The 18,329-nt window shown below is 63.7% G+C and carries 16 protein-coding genes; 9 read left to right on the top strand and 7 right to left on the bottom strand.

What is annotated here, in order from left to right:
- Window positions 1–31 precede the first annotated feature (31 nt).
- Window positions 32–715 (top strand): hypothetical protein, encoded by a 684-nt coding sequence (locus ACZBJS_RS29415; RefSeq protein WP_463439624.1) that lies wholly within the window; start codon window positions 32–34, stop codon window positions 713–715.
- 12 nt (window positions 716–727) lie between these two features.
- Here the strand turns inward: ACZBJS_RS29415 and ACZBJS_RS29410 are convergent, their stop codons facing one another.
- The gene (locus ACZBJS_RS29410) at window positions 728–2,158 is read right to left on the bottom strand and encodes a cytochrome c peroxidase (RefSeq protein WP_316398127.1); all 1,431 of its coding nucleotides are present in this window, start codon (window positions 2,156–2,158) and stop codon (window positions 728–730) included.
- 306 nt (window positions 2,159–2,464) lie between these two features.
- Here ACZBJS_RS29410 and ACZBJS_RS29405 point away from each other — a divergent pair, with 306 nt between their 5' ends.
- Window positions 2,465–4,234, top strand: a complete 1,770-nt coding sequence (locus ACZBJS_RS29405) for an alkaline phosphatase family protein (RefSeq protein WP_316398128.1) — start codon at window positions 2,465–2,467, stop codon at window positions 4,232–4,234.
- Window positions 4,235–4,338: 104 nt separating this feature from the next.
- On the opposite strand, the gene ACZBJS_RS29400 is transcribed toward ACZBJS_RS29405, so the two are convergent.
- Window positions 4,339–8,847: a DUF5801 repeats-in-toxin domain-containing protein gene (locus tag ACZBJS_RS29400; protein WP_463439623.1), complete on the bottom strand. Its 4,509-nt coding sequence runs from the start codon at window positions 8,845–8,847 to the stop codon at window positions 4,339–4,341.
- Window positions 8,848–9,293: 446 nt separating this feature from the next.
- Here ACZBJS_RS29400 and ACZBJS_RS29395 point away from each other — a divergent pair, with 446 nt between their 5' ends.
- Together ACZBJS_RS29395 and ACZBJS_RS29390 are read left to right on the top strand one after the other, a co-directional pair.
- Entirely contained in the window at window positions 9,294–9,932 is a 639-nt protein-coding gene (locus ACZBJS_RS29395) for a FecR family protein (RefSeq protein WP_194295347.1), read from the top strand.
- Window positions 9,933–9,969: 37 nt separating this feature from the next.
- Window positions 9,970–10,833 carry a tetratricopeptide repeat protein gene (locus ACZBJS_RS29390; RefSeq protein ID WP_168857815.1) on the top strand — a complete coding sequence of 288 codons (864 nt, stop codon included), beginning with the start codon at window positions 9,970–9,972 and terminating at the stop codon, window positions 10,831–10,833.
- Window positions 10,834–10,905: 72 nt separating this feature from the next.
- Here the strand turns inward: ACZBJS_RS29390 and ACZBJS_RS29385 are convergent, their stop codons facing one another.
- Genes ACZBJS_RS29385 through ACZBJS_RS29370 form a run of 4 tightly spaced genes read right to left on the bottom strand, consistent with a single transcriptional unit; the run spans window position 10,906 to window position 14,511 of the window.
- Window positions 10,906–11,772, bottom strand: a complete 867-nt coding sequence (locus ACZBJS_RS29385; RefSeq protein WP_225646561.1) for an efflux RND transporter periplasmic adaptor subunit — start codon at window positions 11,770–11,772, stop codon at window positions 10,906–10,908.
- Window positions 11,769–11,975 (bottom strand): DUF1656 domain-containing protein, encoded by a 207-nt coding sequence (locus ACZBJS_RS29380; protein ID WP_076827400.1) that lies wholly within the window; start codon window positions 11,973–11,975, stop codon window positions 11,769–11,771. Before ACZBJS_RS29380 ends, ACZBJS_RS29385 begins: the two co-directional genes overlap by 4 nt.
- Window positions 11,972–14,023, bottom strand: coding sequence for an FUSC family protein (locus tag ACZBJS_RS29375; RefSeq protein WP_316398130.1), 2,052 nt, complete (start codon window positions 14,021–14,023; stop codon window positions 11,972–11,974). The genes ACZBJS_RS29380 and ACZBJS_RS29375 overlap by 4 nt, the downstream gene beginning before the upstream one ends.
- A gap of 2 nt (window positions 14,024–14,025) precedes the next feature.
- Window positions 14,026–14,511 carry a MarR family winged helix-turn-helix transcriptional regulator gene (locus ACZBJS_RS29370; protein WP_057017738.1) on the bottom strand — a complete coding sequence of 162 codons (486 nt, stop codon included), beginning with the start codon at window positions 14,509–14,511 and terminating at the stop codon, window positions 14,026–14,028.
- Window positions 14,512–14,723: 212 nt separating this feature from the next.
- On the opposite strand from ACZBJS_RS29370, the gene ACZBJS_RS29365 reads away from it, so the two are divergent.
- From ACZBJS_RS29365 to ACZBJS_RS29350, 4 genes are read left to right on the top strand one after another with little or no spacing between them, the layout of a single operon-like run.
- A complete protein-coding gene (locus ACZBJS_RS29365; protein ID WP_316398131.1) occupies window positions 14,724–14,918 on the top strand; it encodes a hypothetical protein in 195 nt (64 codons plus the stop codon).
- A 16-nt stretch (window positions 14,919–14,934) separates the two neighbouring features.
- Window positions 14,935–15,162: a DUF6894 family protein gene (locus ACZBJS_RS29360; protein ID WP_316398132.1), complete on the top strand. Its 228-nt coding sequence runs from the start codon at window positions 14,935–14,937 to the stop codon at window positions 15,160–15,162.
- The gene (locus ACZBJS_RS29355) at window positions 15,159–15,395 is read left to right on the top strand and encodes a hypothetical protein (protein WP_229190373.1); all 237 of its coding nucleotides are present in this window, start codon (window positions 15,159–15,161) and stop codon (window positions 15,393–15,395) included. The genes ACZBJS_RS29360 and ACZBJS_RS29355 overlap by 4 nt, the downstream gene beginning before the upstream one ends.
- A 29-nt stretch (window positions 15,396–15,424) precedes the next feature.
- Entirely contained in the window at window positions 15,425–15,637 is a 213-nt protein-coding gene (locus ACZBJS_RS29350; RefSeq protein ID WP_028333636.1) for a hypothetical protein, read from the top strand.
- A 58-nt stretch (window positions 15,638–15,695) separates the two neighbouring features.
- Here the strand turns inward: ACZBJS_RS29350 and ACZBJS_RS29345 are convergent, their stop codons facing one another.
- Window positions 15,696–16,253 carry an HNH endonuclease gene (locus ACZBJS_RS29345; protein ID WP_016845270.1) on the bottom strand — a complete coding sequence of 186 codons (558 nt, stop codon included), beginning with the start codon at window positions 16,251–16,253 and terminating at the stop codon, window positions 15,696–15,698.
- A 191-nt stretch (window positions 16,254–16,444) separates the two neighbouring features.
- Here ACZBJS_RS29345 and ACZBJS_RS29340 point away from each other — a divergent pair, with 191 nt between their 5' ends.
- Window positions 16,445–18,199, top strand: a complete 1,755-nt coding sequence (locus tag ACZBJS_RS29340; protein ID WP_253625349.1) for a chloride channel protein — start codon at window positions 16,445–16,447, stop codon at window positions 18,197–18,199.
- The last annotated feature ends 130 nt before the right edge of the window (window positions 18,200–18,329 follow it).

Below are 18,329 nucleotides of genomic sequence, written 5' to 3'. Positions count from 1 at the left end.
TCCCTGCCACCTGATCGACCGGAGACATGCGATGAAACGCAATAAGACGTGCGCGATCAGCAGCAGCGTCGTGGCCAGCCTGCTTGCCGTCGCCATCCTGGCCGGCGCGGCGATCCCTGCCATGGCGCAGCAGTTTTCCGCCGACCTCGTCGCGAACAAGGACGACACGGCAACCGCCATGGGAGCCTTGCGGGTCTCGGGCGGAAGAGCACGGATCGAGACAAGCACGCTGTCCGACGGCTTCTTCCTGATCGATACGGGTAAGCCCGCAGCCTATTTCGTCCGTCCGGCGGCACGGGTTTACATGGACGCGCGGCAATCGAGTCCGCTCACCCGGATGTTCATTCCGGTCGATCCGGATGATCCCTGCCGGCAATGGCTGGCGATGGCGCAGCTGTCCGCGCCGATCGACCTCGCGACGTGGCACTGCCAGCGCCATGGAGCGGAAAGGATCGGGGGGCACGACACCGACGTCTTTCGAATCGCCGCGCCGTCCGGTTTGAGCTTTGTCGGCTGGATCGACCGCGCGCGCAGATTTCCGGTACGGATCAAGACCGCGGATGGGACGGTGATCGCTGCCGATCACATCCGCGACGAGCCGCAGCCGGCGCAGACGTTTGAAATCCCCGCAGGCTTGCGCAAGTTCGACCCGCAAGCGCTGATCCGTCGGATCCAGCAGAGTGACGTATGGGTTGAGCCGCCGGCTTCGGAGTGAGCACGCTGTCCGTTATTGCGACTGCTGGCTTGTCACCGGCAGGATCCGGCCGAGCGCGGTGTAGTGCGACTGATGCACGTTGCTGTTGAACAGCGACCAGGGTTCGGCCTTTTTCAGAGCGACGGGTACGTCGAAGTGCACCAGCTGCGCAAAGTTGCCATATTCGGCCATCGCATCGTCGATACGGCCGGCGCCGACGTCGAGATCGATGCGGCGCAGGGTGAGAACGAGGTCCTTCAGGATCGCGCGCGCCGCCAGCCGCTCGTCCTTGCCACCGATCGCGGTGTTCCTGATGTCCGGGATGCGCTCGGTCAGTTCGCGCAGTTCGGCCCCGACCCCGGTCACGGCCAGTGACACCACCGCGGTGTCGGCAGCCGGGATCGCGACCTCGAGGACGCTCGAGAGCTCGAGCACCTCTTTCATCCGGAGCATGACGCCGTCCTTGTCGAACGGGCGTTCGCCGTCGCCGACCGCATTCAGATAGGCCACGAGGTCCTGGGTGTCCTGGGTTGACAGTTCGAGGTCGAACACACGATCGAAATGATCGACCACCTGTTCATAGCTGTCGTAGCGGCCATCGTGGAAATACGGGGCGTTGAAGTTGGCGTTCAGCAAAGTCGGGGTCTTGACCAGTCCACCGGATCCGACGTCGTGGCGCATCTGGTCGTTGAAGGTTCCACCCGGAACATGACAACCGGCGCAGCTCAGCTCGGCCTGCTTCGGGAACGGCTTGAAGAACAGCTCTTCGCCGCGGCGCTCGGCCAGGCTCGCCTGCGCGGCAAGCCTGCCGCCGGGCGCAATCTTCGGATTGGGGAGGAAATCGATATCGTTGATATAGGCGACCAGGCCGTCGAGAACCTCGTCACGCGGCTTCGGACCGGAAAATTCATTGACGATGACATTGTAGACGAAGTCGCGCAGCGAGGTGATGCGTCCGTCATGTCCGTAGGGGGCGAGGAAGCGGGCGCCGCGCAGGCTCGGAATCCTCACCGGATCGAGGATGCTGTTGAACGTCTTCGCGTTGAAGACAAGGCTGGTCGTATCGAAGGTGCCCGGCCGGGAGGATGCGCCCGGAACGAACAGTTTCGGGTTCGATGCGCCGTTGACGTGACAGGTGCCGCAGCTCATCTCGGCCTGACGCGCCTTGCCGCCGAGGATGGAAGGCGAGTTGAACGCGAGATCGCCGAGATTGACCAAATAGGACTTTCGCCCACCGACGGCTTCGGAATGAAAGAGTTCGCGCGGCCGCGCCAGCGCCTCCTCGGAAAATTCAGTGCCGGCCGGCAGCACGGTCTGGTCGCCGCCGAGCGGGAACGCCGTCGCGCGCAACGGGAGCAGGGCAACGACGAGCGCCAGCCACGCGCCCCGTGCCGGTCTGACGCCGCGATCGGCGGCTGTCGCGCGATGTTTTCCGGAGCCGGACGCCAGAATATCCCAAGCCATCGCGCGGAAACGTCCCTGTCACAAATGTATATGCGCTGCCGCGCGTCGGAAGATGTCACGGAGGTGACAGTTTCCTGTCGGCAGGATCAATGACCATCTGACTGGATAGACGAATTTTGATTGCGGTTTGATGACGCGCGATCAGCGAAGCGCAACGCAGTCTGCGTTTGACACGATGAAAGTCTGTTGGTGCGCGAGCATCTTTCCGCGCGTTTGCGCGCGCGTCGAAAAACAGTCATCCCAGCGAAATGTGTTTTGCATAGCGTGTAGCTCCATTTCTATTTCTTTCTAAATCAGGAGAGCACTATGCGGCTTTGGGGAGCCATTCCGGCGCTCGCGGTTGTTGCTGGCGCCGTTGCCATCTCGCCGGTAGCAAACGCAGAGAATTTGGTCGAAAAGATCGTTGATGAGTTCAAGCACGAGATCAAGGACGAGCTGCGCGACCTACGGGATCGTGGCCATGAAGGCGTGCACCAGTACAAGCACATCGTCGTCATCTTTCAGGAGAACCACAGCTTCGATAACCTCTACGGTCACTGGGGCGACGTCGGCCGCGACCGGATCAACGGCACATCCTACGCCGATCAGGCGCACACCCTGCAGGTTCGGCAGGACAACCAGACCGTCTATGCTTGTCTGCTGCAGAACGACGTCAACCTGACTTCTCCGTCGCCGCAACCGACGAGCTGCACCGACAATACGGGCACGGTCGCGATCCTGAGTGCCTTCAAGAACAAGCCGTTCGAGATCAATGAATTCATTCCGACCTCGGCCACAACCTGCCCGAAGCCGCTCGGCGCTTTCGCGGCTCACGGTTTCCTCAACGGCACCGGCGCGCCCGGCGGCTGCACCGCGGACATCGTGCACCGCTTCTACAGCGAGCAGTATCAGCTCAACGGCGGCCGGCAAAACCGCTACATGACCGGCAGTGATGCGGCCGGTCTGGTGATGGGCTATTACGACACCAAGAAGCTACCCATCTACACCTATCTCCACGGCAACGGCGCGCCGAACTACATCATTGCCGACAGCTTCTTCCAGGGTGCCTTCGGCGGTTCGTTCCTCAACCACCAGTTCCTGGTCGCCGCCGCGGCGCCGCAGTTCGTCGGTGCCCTGAATGACGGCAGCGCCAACGACTTCCACTCGATCGTCGATGCCAACGGCATGCCGACCAGCACGCCGCTCTACACGCCGCTCTCGACCGTGAAGGATGCGCAGCTGACGGCGAAGTGCAATCAGGCCGGCCTGCCGGCGGGCCTCGCCTGCGGCGACTACGCGGTCAACACCACGCAGCCGTTCTATCAGCCCTATTCCCCGGGCACCGCCGACATCAAGCGCCTGCCGCCGCTGCACACGCCGAACATCGGCGATCGGCTGTCGGCAAAGCGCGTCGATTGGGCCTGGTATTCGGGCGGCTGGTCGAACGCCAACGGCGACGTCGGCGCTTCGGGCTGGACCAACGGCAACGGTACGACCTGCACCGACCCGAACCATGTTTCCACGGCGGTGTTCCCGAACTGCCCGGACGTGGATTTCCAGTACCACCATCAGGCGTTCAACTACTTCGCCAACTACGCGCCCGGAACGCAGGCCCGCAAAGATCGCCTGAAGGACGAGGCGGAGTTCATCCAGGCGGCGAAGACCGGCCGGCTGAAGCAGGTCAGCTTCATCAAGCCGATCGGCGAGGAAAACGAGCATCCGGGCTACACCAGCGAGTCCGAAGGCAGCCAGCATCTCGTCGATCTCGTCAAGGCGATCGTCGAAGGGCCGGAGGGCAAGGACACGCTGATCGTCATCACCTATGACGAGTTCGGCGGGCAGTGGGATCACGTTCCGCCGCCGCCGTTCAACCGCCATGGTGCCGAAGCCAAGGCTGCGGACCAGTGGGGCCCGGGCACCCGCATTCCGGCGCTCCTGATCGCCAAGCGCTTCAACAAGTCGGGCGTCGCGCACGAGGACTTCGACACCACGTCGATCCTCAAGATGCTTGAAAAGCGCTTCGACCTCGATCCGCTGGTAACGCGCCCGGTGCGTAGCCTCTCGGCGGCGCTGAAGGCCGGCGAAGGCTGGCACTGACACGAGAAACGCTGCCGGCCCGCGTCAACGTCCGACGCGGGCCGGAGTGCCGGCCACGCGCCCAAGGGATCGCTAGACGAAGGGATCGCTACAAGAAGCGATCGCTACATGATCAGATCGTGTAGCGGATGGGTCACGACGGCGTCCGGCGTATGGTCCGGGAAGAAATCTGTTTGGTGCTCCGGGACAGCCGGCCCCATTGCCGGCGTTCCACCAGTTGCAACTCCTTGCGCCAGCTGAAATCCGGCGGAATCGTCGTGGCGGCCGAACCACGCGAGGCTTTGATCAAACTGTGGAGGGGACGAAGCTCCCTGCTGTTCAAGGCTCGAAGGCTCCGCGAAATGAAAGGACTGCTCGGTCGTTCCCGACGTTCCGCCGTCTACAAAGGGCAAGATTGCCTGAGACAACGCCGCGTCCTCGTGGCTACTCGTTGACATCGGACTAACATCGGGTGCGGGAGCGCTGGCGCCGACCGGCGGCGCGGGGCTGTCCTGGCTGGCGGCGAATATGAAGGTGTCCATCCCCGCCGTGTGGCACTGAATATCGACCTGAAGGCTGCTCGTGGCCGAATCGCCGTCCGCATCGACCGCCGTCACATCGAACAGCAGATCCGCATTGATGCTCGTCTTTTCGGTATAGCTGATGTTGTTGATCGCGAAGGTGGGACACCCGGCTTCCACCCGATCGTAGTCGACCTGGACTTGATCGAACGACCTGTCAACGTAAAGCGTATACGTCGTCGTCGTGGCATCAAAGGTGTAGGTGTCGATCAGCGAAGCATCCGATGTCTCCTGCACCACGAAGCCGGCACTGCCGCAGAGCGGCCTGGGAACATCGATGCAGAAGTCGTGAACGTCGGCGCTGCCATCAACAACCTTGAGGATCACACCGGCCGTGCCGTAGCCCTGCCATTCCGTGAGATTGAAGCCGACCTGCGACTGCTTCTCGGTGAACGCGAGATTCAACTGCTCGGCCGGGTCCATCTGCAGTCCACTGTCGCCGACCGCAATACCGCAGTCCGATGCCTTGACATCGAGCGGCTGGCCGGCGCAGTCCGACCCGGTAATAACCAGTTGTCCGTCCGGAGCCGTCAATGACGGCGTGCCGCAGATCGGGGCATCAAAATCGGAGCCATGGACGGTGACGTCCTTCGACGGCCCGGCGTGCTCGAGATCAAAGCAGAATGTTCCATCCGGATTGATCAGCAACTTGAAATAAGGATCGTCCAACCTACCGCCGCAATCGGTAAGATACGCGTCGAGCTCGACGCCGCGGCCCACCTCATGGGTCGTATAGTAGAAGTTGTAATCATCGCCATGTCCGGTGACGTGCACCGCGGTGATGCCGTTGCCCAGGCATGATGTGGCCAGATCATATCCCGAGCAGCCGACCGGACCGTTGTGGACGGCAACGAACATCGCGGCATCGCCATCCGCGCCGAAATTGATATCGTAGGTACCTGTCGCAGTCTGATGATCCTGAGCGGCGACGAAGGTCTCCGGGAAGCCGCAAATGGTCGGGTGATCGTCCGTGATCGTCAGTTGCTTGCCGAGGTCGATGCACGCGCTCTGGAAGTCGCCGTCCTTGTCCGTGATGGTGGCAACCAGGCTTACGACGCCGGCGGTCAGCGACACGGCTTCGCCGCTGTCAGGGCCGGCGCAGGCCGGATGCGTCACCGCGCGATATTCGGTGAAGGTGACGCATCCCGTGGCCGGATCAACCGCGATGGTGAATGCCAGCGCGCCACTTGCTGTGCCAACATGGCCTTCGATGGTGTTGCCGTTCAGAACTAGCACGTCGGAGCAGCCAGTATGCGAATCGATCAGACCGGATGGGGTCCAGTCACCTCCGTTGATCGACAGTGCATAGTGAGTCGTCGCGCCGTCGGCGCCCTGGAGCGAGCTGAACGCCGTCGAGAATTCGGCGGAAATTTTCGTCAGCGCCGCGTCCGGTGCCGAGCCCGCGACATGGTCGTCCAGTGCCGTTGCCGTCAGGTGCGTCTCGCTCAGCGTCAGCGACGGAGCGGTGCAATTGGCCCGGATGCAGGGGCCATCGTCGCTGATGGTCAGCCTGCTGCCGAGGTCGAGGCCGGCGCTCTGGAAGTCGCCGTCCTTGTCCGTGATCGTGGCAGTCAGGCCCACGATGCCCGCGGCCAGCGATACGGCTTCGCCGCTGTCCGGGCTGGTGCCGAGCGGCTGCTCCACCGGCCGGTAGTCGGTGAAGGTCACGCGTCCCGTAGCCGGATCGAGCGTGATGGTGAATGCCAGTGTGCCGTTGGTCGCGCCGACGCGGCCTTCGATCGTGTTGCCGTTCAGAACCAGCAGGTCAGCGAGGCCGGTATGCGAGTCGATCAGCCCCGATGCCGTGCCGTTGCCGCCGGTGATCGTCAGCGCGTAGCGGATGGTCGCGCCATCGGCGCCTTGCACCGAAGTGAACGCGGTCGAGAAATCGGCGGAAGTCGTCGTCAGCGCCGCGTCCGGTGCCGAGCCGGCGATGTGGTCGTCCAGCGCCGTTGCCGTCAGATGCGTCTCACTCAGCGTCAGCGATGGGGCTGTGCCCGCCGCCTCGATGCGCGGGCCATCGTCCGTGATTGTCAGCTGCTTGCCGAGATCGATGCTTAGATCCTGGTACTGGCCGTCGCTCTCCGTGACCGTCGCGATCAGGTTGACGAGGCCGGTCCCCAGCGCGATCCCTTCGCCGCTGTCAGGGCTGGTGCCCGACGATTGTTCGACCGCGCGGTGCTCGACGAAGGTCACGCGGCCCGTGGCCGGGTCAACCGTGATGGTGAACGCGAGCGCCCCGCTTGCCGTGCCGACATGGCCTTCGATGGTGTTGCCGTTCAGAACCAGCAGGTCAGCGAGGCCGGTATGCGAATCGATCAGCCCTGACGCCGTACCGTTGCCGCCGGTGATCGTCAGTGCGTAGCTGACCGTCAGACCCGGTTCGGTGACGAATGCCGCCGAGAACTCGCCCGATGTCGTCATCAGCGCGGCGTCCGGTGCCGAGCCGGCGATATTGTCGTCCAGCGTCGTCGCTGTCAGATGGGTCTCGCTCAACGTCAGCGATGGCGCGGTCCCAACCTCGATCAGCGGGCCGTGGATGGTGAGTGTCACCGTCTGCGGGGTTCCGCCGATCGTGGTCACCGTGAAGCTGTCGGTCAGCGTGTTGCCGACATGGAGGGCTTGCACGGAGCTGTTGGCGTTGTCGAGCGTATAGGTCCACACGCCGGCCGTTGTGAGCGTGAATGAGCCGTAGCCACCTGCGCTTGTCGTCGGCGCGTTCACGGCGGTGAAGGTATTGGCGGGATCGTCGACATCGGTGTCGGTGAGCGTGCCCTTTGCGATGAGCAGGCCGGGCGAAGCATGACTGACGCCGACCGCACCCACCACCGAGCCGGCCATGGTGCCGGAGATGATGGAGGCGTCGTCGGCGCCCAGGATGCTGATGTCGAAGCTCTCGCTGGCCGAAAGCGCGCCGTCCGAGACCGTGATCACGAAGCTCTGGGTCGTGTTGGCCTTCAGCGCGTTGATTGCGGTATTGTTCGGAACGAAGGTGTAATTTCCGGTCGCACTGTTGAGATAAAGCGTGCCAAATGTACCGACGCTAGACACGTCGTATGTCGCCTGTCCCAGCACCGTATCGCCTGTGGCGCCTCCGCTGATGCCGAATTTCAGTGCGCCGCCCTTGATGCTGATCGCGGAAAAGGTCCCGCTCGCCGCATTGAAGTCGTCAAATATCACCGTATCGATTTCAGTCGGCCCCGCTCCGAGGTTCAGCTTCGGCGGAGCCGGCGGCAGCTTGAAGAGATCATTTTTGGCGAAGGTCGCCACCGGTAGCGGCCCGAGCGTATCTTGCACCGGCGACAGCGGGGACTGCTGAATAAAATTGATCGGCAGCAGCAATTGGCCGCCTTCGAGAGCAGGCATGCCGGACCCTTTCGATGCCGGTCCTTTCTCGAAATAGGCAAGGGTCTCCTGTTGAGCCTCCCGTAGTTCCTCCATGTGCGCAGGGGAATTCGTGGCTTGGTTCACCCCGACGGAGGAGCCTTTTCTGCTCAGAATAATCGTCTCTTCGGGATCCTCGACGATGATGTGACGGGGGATCGCCTCCTTGGTGACGAGTTCGAACACGCCGTGGTGGAGGTCCTTGTATTTGATGTTGTCGTCGTCCAGGAGCGTGACGTTCGGCTCCGCGGCCCGGGCGTCCTCCAGCAGCGAGAAGGTCAGGGCGGCCAGCGACAGCATGCCGAGGCCGCTGGCGCGGATGGTGCCAACCGGTGTGTCCGCCGTCAGGACGCCAGACCCTGCGAGCCGGCTGCCGATGAGGCGGAAGAGGCTTCTGGTTTTCGCGAACAGACCCGGCCGCAAGCCCCCGGTGGGGTCCTGCGCGATGTCCAACTCCAGCCGGGTGCCGGCCGGCAAATTGAGCACCCTGCCATCGACCAGGCGGATTTCGATCCGCCCGCCGGCTCCGACCTCGATGACGTCACCCTGGCGAACGGAATCGCCAGCTACGATTTGAATCGGTATGCCCCGGGCTCCCGCGATCGTGCCGCAGCCGATCGCCGTCCGAACAGTGCCAACTAAGCGGGGCGGCTGGCCGAAAACGGCCATGCACGCGTCCCCGAACTCTACGCCGGACGCAACTGACATTGGCTTTTTGCCTGTTAGGCAGTTCGAGCGGAAAGTGGCGCCGCAGTCTTTTTATTTTGGCTTGGTTCGGCCACGCGGCGAAAAACCCCGCGCCGTCAGCCATAGGCTTGTCCGCTGAAACGTCCTGATTGAAACCAAATTCGGCAGTAAAAATGGAATTCCAATACTGCGGGGGAGCCTTACGAAAAGGTCAGAGCAGCTGTCCTTTATCGCGCGTGCAGCCCCGCAAAATTAATAGTATGATTACCATGCAAATTGTCCACTTATTAATTTTTAGTCGAACTGCGTCAGGCATTTAGGCCTGTCTGCGACAACTCGTTTGGCACTCAAGGTCCTGCGGTCTCGGCCCGGTGGTTCCGGTCACCCATCGAGCCCCGGCACGACAAGACCTTTTCGAGGAGGGGATCGTGCGCATCCATTTGATTGTTCAATTGCTTGCAAGCTTCGTCCTGGCGCTCGCAACGCTCACGCCCGGCCAGGTGCAGGCGCAAACCGAACCGGACAATATCCAATTGAAATTCATCGGAAGGGTCGTAGCCGCCACCGGTTCGGTCACGATCGAGCATCCGAATGCAGTCGTCGTTCAGGCAGGGCTGCCCGGCAAACTGCCTCAGGCGCAGGTCGGCGACCCCGTGTATCTGGGCGACGTGGTGCAAACTGGAGCCGACGGACGCGTTGGGATCAATTTCTCCGACGGCACTTCGTTCAATCTGTCGAGCAACGCCAAGATGGCGATGACCGAGTTCGTGTACGACCCGAACGGCAAGTCGAACTCGACCTTGCTCAAACTGACCAATGGGACGTTCACCTTCGTTGCCGGCAACATTGCGAAGACCGGAGACATGAAGATCGACACCCCTGTCGCAACGATGGGCATTCGAGGCACCACGCCACGCATCGAGATATCGGACGATGGAACGGTGAGGTTCGCCACGCTCGTTGAAGAGGGCAAGAGCAAGGTCAGGAAGGTCGGGACTCGAACGCCGCAGCAACCTGAGCAAAACACCCTTCACAAGTTCAATCCCAACATCTGTCGAGGGTGCTAGGCCAGGCGCAGCCAGTTTCGTGCAAGCAAGGCCCGATATGAAACTTCGTGCAAGCGCCGGCGCAATTGTCAGCCTGATATCGCTCCTCGTTGCGACGCTCCCAGTGTTGCCGGCGATCGCGCAGAACCCGAAGAAGGATAGCTATCTCCGCACTATCGGATTGTGCAGCGGCCTCGATCGCACACCGGCCGACGCGCGCATTGCTGCCTGCACGGCGCTGATCGATGCGGGGCAGGACATGACCCAGGCTGGCCTCGCGATCGCCTACAACAACCGTGGCAACGCCTACGCCGCCAAGGGAGACTATGACGGCGCCATCCGGGATTTCGATCGATCGATCGAGCTCAATCCGACCTACACCAAGCCGTTCAACAACCGCGGCGTGGCCTATCTCAGGAAGCGCGAATATGATCGCGCGACCGACGCCTTCGATCAGGCGATCAAGCTCAACCCGAACTACGGCGAGGCCTTCGCCAACCGCGCCGGCGCCTATTTGAAGAAGAACGATTATGCGCGCGCGGCGCAGGACTACGACGAGGCCATTCGCCTCGAGCCGAAGCTCGACGGGGTGTGGAACGGACGCTGCTGGAGCCGGGCCATCCTCGGCGAATTGCAGGCGGCGCTGGAAGATTGCAACAAGGCCCTTCAATTGGCGTCAACCAACGCCGCGACGTATGACTCGCGTGCCCTTATCTATCTGAAGACCGGCGAGCTGGGCGCGGCGATCGCCGACTACAGCTCCGCACTTCGCATCGATCCCAAGCTCGCAAGCGCTCTTTATGGCCGCGGCCTGGCGAAGTTGAAGCAGGGTGACAAGGCCGGCGGCAATACCGACATGGCGGCGGCCAAGGCGATCCAGGGCAGCATCGGCGACGATTTCACACGCTACGGCGTGCGATAGGCGAGTGGTCGACGAGCCGCAGTAAGGTGCACCGGCTCGATGCTGTCGCCGCGGATGCGCCCGGCCAGCCGGCTAGTCCATGATCTCGACCGTCGCCGAACGGCCGGCGACCAGCGCGATGCGATCCGGCAGGTGGTCCAGCGCGATGCGCACGGGGATGCGCTGTGCGAGCCGAACCCAGCTGAAGGTCGGGTTGACGTTTGCGAGCAGGCTCGCGCCTGCCGCGCGGTCGCGATCCTCGATGCCGGCCGCAATGCTCTCGACATGTCCGGTGAGCCGCACCGGCTCGCCCATCAGCCGGATCTGCGCCTTGTCGCCGACGCGAATGCGCGCGAGCTTGGTCTCCTCGAAATAGCCCTCCACATGCAGCGTGTCGGTGTCGACCAGCGCCATCACGCCCTTGCCTGCGGTGACGTAAGCGCCCGGCCGCAGGTCCATATTGGTGATGGTGCCGTTCACCGAAGCGTGCACCTCGCTGCGATCCAGATTGAGCTGCGCGACGGCGCGGTCGGCGACCGCCTGGTCATAGGCCGCCTTGGCCTGCAGCTGCGTCGCCAGAACCTGCTCCTGCTTCTGCTGCGACACGGCATCGGTGGTCAGCGAGCTGTAGCGTTTGAGGTCGGCGTCGGCCTGATCCAGCGTCGCGCGATGGCCGGCGACCGCAGCATCGGCCTGCTTCAGCGCCAGGGCAAAGCGGGCGCGATCGATCCGGAACAGGATGTCGCCGCGACGCACCGGCTGATTGTCCCTGACCAGCACGTCGGTGACGAAGCCGGAGACGTCGGGAGCCACCTGGATCACGTCGGCGCGAACCCTGCCGTCGCGGGTCCACGGCGATTCCATATAGTAGACCCAGAGCGCGCGAGCGACAGCGAGTGCAGCGATGACGGCGACCGCGGTCAGCGCAACCCGGCCGAGCCAGGCGAAATTCCCTTTCATGGCAGAAACTCCGAAAGATAAACCACGACGCCGAGCAGGCATACATACAGGGCGAAATTGAACAACGCGCGATGCCACACCAGCCGGTAGAACCCGAAGCGCTGCAAGATCCGGCTTGCCACTGCGCTCAATGCATAGGCAACGATCAGCCACAGCAGCAGCGCCGGAACGAGCACGCCGTAAATGTCGAGCTCATATCTCATGCGGCAAAGCTCTCCTCGGGCTGCGATCGATACGCGGGTGCATCCGGAAACAGGCCGCGGCGGATGCCGACGAGGCCGAGCAACGCATCGTCCCGCGCGCGCTCATTGGGGTCCTTGACGACCGCGGTCAGCGCCGCATCGATGCATGACAACAGTTCGGCCGGCATTGCCTGGTCCGCACGGGCGCGAAACGCCGCCGCGAAGTCGTCCAGCATGTCGTCGATGGCACGCACGGTCACTGCGGCGAGGCCGTAGCGGGCCCGCCGGAGGTCGATGATGTTGAGCCCGATGCGGAGCTGGACCAAGCTGTCGGCATCACGGCGGTCGCTCTCCGAGATGAAGGCGATGCGCTGGACCAATAGTCCGAGCCGATGCAGCATCAGGCCGGCAAACTGCGCGCGATCGCCGTGGCCGCGCCGTTCGGCCGCGACCGCGAGCGTCTGCCAGCTCGACGTCATCAACCGCTTGGCGATCCATTCGGCGCCGACGCCGCGCGCGATCCGCGTCACGATCTCCGCGATCACAACACCGAGGAAGAAGGCGACCGACGTGTTGGCGAAACTGGCGAAATCCGCGCTGTAGGTCGATTGCAGCGCGAGCAGCGTCGCGGTGTTGGCGGCGAGCGCCATGCCGATCGGCGCGGTCTTGGGTCGTGCGATCAAAAAGCCGTACAGGAGGAAGGTCGGCGCCAGCGCCGCGATCAGGACCTCGACATGGGAGATGCCGGGCACCAGCGCGAACTGATAGATTGCGACGATGACGATCGCGACCAGTGAAAACAGGCCGAAGGCCCGGATGCTGCGCGCAGGCTCGTCCTGTGCGGCGAAGAAGGAGCAGGCGACCGCCGCCATCATCGGCGCCGAGGCGCCATCGGCCCAGCCGGTCGCAATCCACAGGCCGCAGCAGATCAGGATGGCGACCGCCGCGCCCGCGGCCGACCACAGCGCCATGCCGTGGTCGCGATGACGGACCGGTGCGGCCCCCGACTCCGGGTGGAACGCCAGCTGGACGCTGGAGATATCCCGGCCCGCGGTGATCGCATCGCCCAGCGCGCGGCAGTCGGCCGAAATGTCGGCAAGCTCGCGCAGCCGGAGCAGCAGGCTGACCGTGATGATGCGTTCCCGCGGCGCGATTCCGTCGAGCGCAGATTGCCGCTCGGCGATTGCGGTGCGGATCTGCTCGCCGGATTGCCGCTGGCGGTCCTCGTCCACGATCCATGCGGCGAGATCGCCGATCAGGCGTTGCAGCTCCGGTTGCCGTTGCAGCGCCGCTTCGCCAAGTGCGGTAAGCCGGTCTTCGATCGACGTGATGATCGGCAACAGCATCAGCATGCGCAGCCGGACCTCGCCGAGGCCACGCACGGTGCCGGCGTCGGCCAGCCGGTCATAGGCGACATGGGTCGCCAGCGTATCGATCTCGACAATGTCGGTCGCAAGACGGAGGCGTTGGGCCCGGCGCGTCTCGCCGGTCCCGCGGTCAAGCAGCACGTCGCGGGACAGACGGCGCGCATCCGACAGCCAACTCCTGATGCGGCCGCCGACCGCCGGCGCGACGCTGCGGGGAAACACCACCGTCGACACCAGGCTCGCACAGATGATGCCGAGCGAGATCTCCTCGACTCGTGCCAGCGCTACATCGAAGATGCTGCCCGGTTCGGCCACCGACGGAAAGCCGATCAGCGCGACGGTATATCCGCCCAGCATGAAGACATAGCTGCGCGGCGTGCCGTCGAGCAGCGATAAATAGAGACAGAGCCCGACCCAGAGCGCGATCGCGAGGCACAGTAGCTCCGGTGCATTGACCAGGTTCGGCACCAGGGCGACCGTGACGCTCGCGCCGACCAGCGTACCGATCACGCGGAAGAACGCCTTCGAGCTGGTCGCGCCGGCCAGCGGCTGCGAGGTGATGTAGACCGTCGCCATCGCCCAATAGGGACGCGGCAGATCGATCGCCAGGGCGATGACAAGCGCCAGCATCGACGCCGCGAACGTCTTCAACGCGAAGATGAGATCCGCGTGGCGGACCAGGAACGGCTCTTCCGCGCGCATGACTATTTCGCCTCTGGAGCAGTCCTGGCTGGCGCAGTCCTGGCGTCCTGCAGGCGGCTCGCCCGCTGCTCGATGAGCTGCAGCGTCTCGAAGGTTACCGCAAGTTCCGCGCTGCCGATATCCTTCAGCAGGCTGGCCCGTACGCGACGCAGCACCCGATTGATCTCCTCGACCTTGGCTCCGCCGGCCGCGGTGAGATGCAGCGTCTTGGCGCGCCGGTCGGTCGGGTCCTCGCGACGCTCGACCAGGCCTTCGGACTGCAGCAGATCGATCAGCCGCACCAGTGAAGGCCCCTCGATTCCCAATTCATCCGCAAGCACGCCTTGCCGGACGTTTTCCCCCTGGCGCGACAACACCAGCAGCGGAATCGCCGTCGCGTAGGACAGTCCGTGGTCGGACAAGGCCTGATCCGACTCGCGGCGCCAGATCCGGGCCAGCCTGGTCACCAGGCGGCCGATCTCGGCGTGGATGTGGGACTGTGAAGGCATGTAAACTAGATAGGATACGAACTATTAGGATGCAACGATATAGTACGAACATCGCGGATGATCACGCGAATGCGATCCTGCGTGAGGGAGTGTCAGTACTGCTGCGGGATCGACCTCGATGCGCTGGTTATGCTCGGTTGCGGGCGGACCTTGAGCGCGGCGGGTTAGGAACACATCGGGATACAGATGCTTCTGTTCTTGAGGAGATTGTCATGAACAGAAAGCCGGTAACGCAGGATTCCGGACGCTCGAGCGACTGGGGTTCCCACGCGCAAACCGACAAGCCGTGGAAGGGAAACCCGGAGAAGGAGCAGCGCTCCGGAGATGCGAGGCGCTCAGGAGACGCGAAGGCCTCCGAAGACGAGAAGCCGGACCTGGAAAAGTGGCATGAATCGAACACGCATTGATGCGCGGAGATAGCCAATGTCCGCCTTTCATTTCGCGATCGTGAATGATGAGCGTGTGATCGATGCAACCGGTCAGCCGGTTGCCGACCGCGATGAAGCCATTGCGGTGGCCAAGCGGCTCGCCATCGACCTTGCGGAGACCCGACAGGAATATCTGGGCCGCGGCTACTACATCTCGGTGATCCGCAGCGACGCCCGCGAAATTCACCGCGAAAGCATCGACAGTGCCGCGAAGAGCGGATGAACGATGCCGCCCCGGCGGGCGGCAAGAGAGCAAGGCTTCGAGAACAAGGCTTTGAGAACAAGGCCTGGAGAGACCAAATGGATATGGGCCTTGAGATCATCTACGGCATCGGAGCGCTCGTGCTGCTGACCGCTTTGATCTTCGGCGTGCTTCAACACCATTTTCGCAGCAGGCGCACGGTGCAGGCCGGCGAGGAGGTCGTCCGCGACAGATACAAGCGGAATGAGACCTGACGCAGCGCCGCTGGCGCAAGGAGGAGACGATGGGATTGGCTCAATATGCGGTGATTGCAGCCGGCGAGGAATGGGGCGTCCTGCACGACGGCAATCTCAACGGCGGATACGCCACCAAGGAAGCTGCATTCGAATCCGCGGCGGCCGCCGCGGCTCTGGCGATCAGGATGGGGCACGAGGTCCACGTCAGCGTTCCCGGGCGCGAGGAGGGTGAAGCGGCCCTCACCAAGCGACCCGCCTGATCCAAATCACAGCAGTACGGCTTGCATTCGATGTGACGACGATGCGCGCCAGCGCGCTCTACGGATCGAGCTCAGTATCCCAGTAGAGATAATCGAGCCAGCTCTCGTGCAGATAGTTCGGCGGAAACAGCCGGCCGTTGCGATGCAGCTGATGCACGGTCGGGGCGTAGGGCGTCTGCTTCGGAAACATCTTGGCCTGCTGCGGCGTCAGATTGCCCTTGCGCAAATTGCAGGGCGAGCAGGCGGCGACGACGTTTTCCCAGGTGGTCTGGCCACCCTTGCTGCGCGGAATGATGTGATCGAAGGTGAGATCGTCGCCCGACAGGCAATACTGGCAGCTGAATCGGTCGCGCAGGAAAACGTTGAACCGGGTGAAGGCGGGGTGGGTGGTCGGCTTGACGAAGGACTTGAGGGATACGACGCTCGGCAGCTGGATTTCGAAGGAAGGACTTCGTACCGCCCGGTCGTAATATTCGACGATGTTGACACGATCGAGGAACACCGCCTTGATCGCGTCCTGCCAGGACCAGAGCGACAGCGGGTAATAACTCAGCGGCCGGAAGTCCGCATTCAAGACCAGCACCGGCCAACCGCCTTGCGAGACATGTGCGTTCAAATAACGCTCCTGACTCCCACTAGCTGCGAAGCAGCATGCACTCACATACTACAGGCAGCGTGACGGGATTGTGAAGAGCAATGAGCGGCTTATCCGCCGCGCCCTGCCATGTTCCTGCCCCGATTGCCTCCCGCCCGCGAGGCCCGTAAAGGGAGCCGCAAGGCCCTGTCGGCCAGTGACGGACCCTGCCGATGACCACGACCTCAAGCTATCTCGAGGCGCCGCGCCGGTTGCGCGCGTTCGTGCGCGCGCACGAGACGAGCCTTGTGGTGCTGGCGGTGCTGATCGGCGCCATTGGCGGCCTCGTGGTGGCGGTCATGAGCGGCCTCGTCACGGTGCTGCATTCGGTGCTGTTCAATCTGCCGCTCGGCGACCGGTTGTCGAGCCAGCCCAGCATCGATCCCGTGCGCGCGCTCGTGGTTCCCACGATCGGCGGCCTGCTGCTGGGATTTGCATTCCTTCTGTTGCTCCGGGTGCGGCCGGCCCGCGAAATCGACCCGATCGAGGCCAACGCGCTTTATGGCGGGCGGATGTCGTTCCGCGGCAGCGTGATCGTGGCGCTGCAGACGATCTGGTCAAGCGGCGTCGGCGGCTCGGTCGGGCTCGAGGCCGGCTACACCCAGCTCTCCAGCGGCCTCGCCGCCTCGCTCGGGCGCGGCTTTCACCTCCGCCGCAACGACCAGCGAATCATGGTGGGCTGCGGTGCGGCGGCGGCGATCGCCGGCGCCTTCAGCGCGCCGCTTGCGGGTGCGTTCTACGCTTTCGAGCTTGTGATCGGCGGCTATACGCCGGCCAGCCTGACCCCGGTCGGCGTGGCGGCGGTGACCGGCTACTTCGTTGCCCATGCCTTCGAACCGCTGCCGCTCGGCGTCGGCGTCGGAACCGTCGGCGATGTGCTCGGACGGGATCTTGCGATTGCAGCGCTGCTCGGCATGGTCGCGGCCCTGACCGGCATTGCGATCATGCGCGGGGTGACGCTGTGCGAGGCGCTGCTGACCAAGAGCCGGCTGTGGCCGCCGCTGCGGCCGGCGCTCGGCGGGCTTGCGGTCGGCGCGATGGCGCTATTGACGCCGCAGGTGATGTCGTCGGGCCATGGCGCGCTGCGCTTCGCGGGCATCGTGGCGATGCCGCTTGCCTTCATCGCCGGCGTGTTCGCGCTGAAGGCGGTGGCCTCGATCATCTCGCTCGGCTCGGGCTTTCGTGGCGGATTGTTCTTCGCCACGCTGTTCATGGGCGCGCTCGGCGGCCGGCTGTTCGCCGCCGGCGTCGACATCGTGTGGCCGGGGCTGAACCTCGACCCCAACGCCTATGCGGTGATCGGCATGAGCGCGCTGTCGGCCTCGGTGATCGGCGGTCCACTGACGATGTCGTTCATCGCGCTGGAATCCACCGGCAACCTCTGGCTTACCACCGCGGTGCTGGTCGCGGTCATCATCTCGACCACGATCACGCGCGAGCTATTCGGCTATTCGTTCGCGACCTGGCGATTGCATCTGCGCGGCGAGACCATCCGCAGCGCCGCCGATATCGGCTGGATCCGCGATCTCACGGTCGGCAAGATGATGCGGCAGGACATGACGACGGTGAACGCCGCGATGCCGATCGAGGCGTTCCGCGAGGAATTCCCCCCGGGCTCGAAGACCCAGGTCGTCGCGGTCGACGGCGAGGGGCATTACGCCGGGCTTGCGCTGGTCGCCGAAGCGCATGCGCCCGATATCGAGGCCGACAAGGGGCTTGCCGCGATTCTGCGCTATGCCGATGTGGTGCTGCATCCCGGCATGAACGTGCAGGAGGCGATCGCGGTGTTCGACGCGGCCGAAGCGGAATCGCTCGCCGTGGTCGAAGGTGACCGCCGGCCGATCGGCCTGCTCACCGAAGCGCACGCCATGCGGCGCTACGCGGAAGAATCCGAGCAGCGCCGCCGCGAGGTGATCGGCGAGATTTGATTGCGCGGGAACGCTTTTCGACCCGTCATCCTGAGAGTCTGACTCATAAATCACCCAACCTTAGCTGCAGCCGCGAGTCTGCGGGTCAGGAGCCTGATGTGTGCAATCAGCAGCCAGGCAGCTTCGGTTG

The organism is Bradyrhizobium sp. KZN70725 (assembly GCF_055264925.1).
Note: the sequence above shows the minus strand (reverse complement) of the source record. Positions and strands in the feature narration are given on the sequence as shown.

What these genes read in the sequence shown, in the direction of transcription:
- ACZBJS_RS29415 (WP_463439624.1), top strand. Translation starts at nt 32, where the DNA reads ATGAAACGCAATAAGACGTGCGCGATCAGCAGCAGCGTCGTGGCCAGC.
- ACZBJS_RS29410 (WP_316398127.1), bottom strand. Translation starts at nt 2,158, where the DNA reads ATGGCTTGGGATATTCTGGCGTCCGGCTCCGGAAAACATCGCGCGACA.
- ACZBJS_RS29405 (WP_316398128.1), top strand. Translation starts at nt 2,465, where the DNA reads ATGCGGCTTTGGGGAGCCATTCCGGCGCTCGCGGTTGTTGCTGGCGCC.
- ACZBJS_RS29400 (WP_463439623.1), bottom strand. Translation starts at nt 8,847, where the DNA reads ATGGCCGTTTTCGGCCAGCCGCCCCGCTTAGTTGGCACTGTTCGGACG.
- ACZBJS_RS29390 (WP_168857815.1), top strand. Translation starts at nt 9,970, where the DNA reads ATGAAACTTCGTGCAAGCGCCGGCGCAATTGTCAGCCTGATATCGCTC.
- ACZBJS_RS29385 (WP_225646561.1), bottom strand. Translation starts at nt 11,772, where the DNA reads ATGAAAGGGAATTTCGCCTGGCTCGGCCGGGTTGCGCTGACCGCGGTC.
- ACZBJS_RS29380 (WP_076827400.1), bottom strand. Translation starts at nt 11,975, where the DNA reads ATGAGATATGAGCTCGACATTTACGGCGTGCTCGTTCCGGCGCTGCTG.
- ACZBJS_RS29375 (WP_316398130.1), bottom strand. Translation starts at nt 14,023, where the DNA reads ATGCGCGCGGAAGAGCCGTTCCTGGTCCGCCACGCGGATCTCATCTTC.
- ACZBJS_RS29370 (WP_057017738.1), bottom strand. Translation starts at nt 14,511, where the DNA reads ATGCCTTCACAGTCCCACATCCACGCCGAGATCGGCCGCCTGGTGACC.
- ACZBJS_RS29365 (WP_316398131.1), top strand. Translation starts at nt 14,724, where the DNA reads ATGAACAGAAAGCCGGTAACGCAGGATTCCGGACGCTCGAGCGACTGG.
- ACZBJS_RS29360 (WP_316398132.1), top strand. Translation starts at nt 14,935, where the DNA reads ATGTCCGCCTTTCATTTCGCGATCGTGAATGATGAGCGTGTGATCGAT.
- ACZBJS_RS29355 (WP_229190373.1), top strand. Translation starts at nt 15,159, where the DNA reads ATGAACGATGCCGCCCCGGCGGGCGGCAAGAGAGCAAGGCTTCGAGAA.
- ACZBJS_RS29350 (WP_028333636.1), top strand. Translation starts at nt 15,425, where the DNA reads ATGGGATTGGCTCAATATGCGGTGATTGCAGCCGGCGAGGAATGGGGC.
- ACZBJS_RS29340 (WP_253625349.1), top strand. Translation starts at nt 16,445, where the DNA reads ATGACCACGACCTCAAGCTATCTCGAGGCGCCGCGCCGGTTGCGCGCG.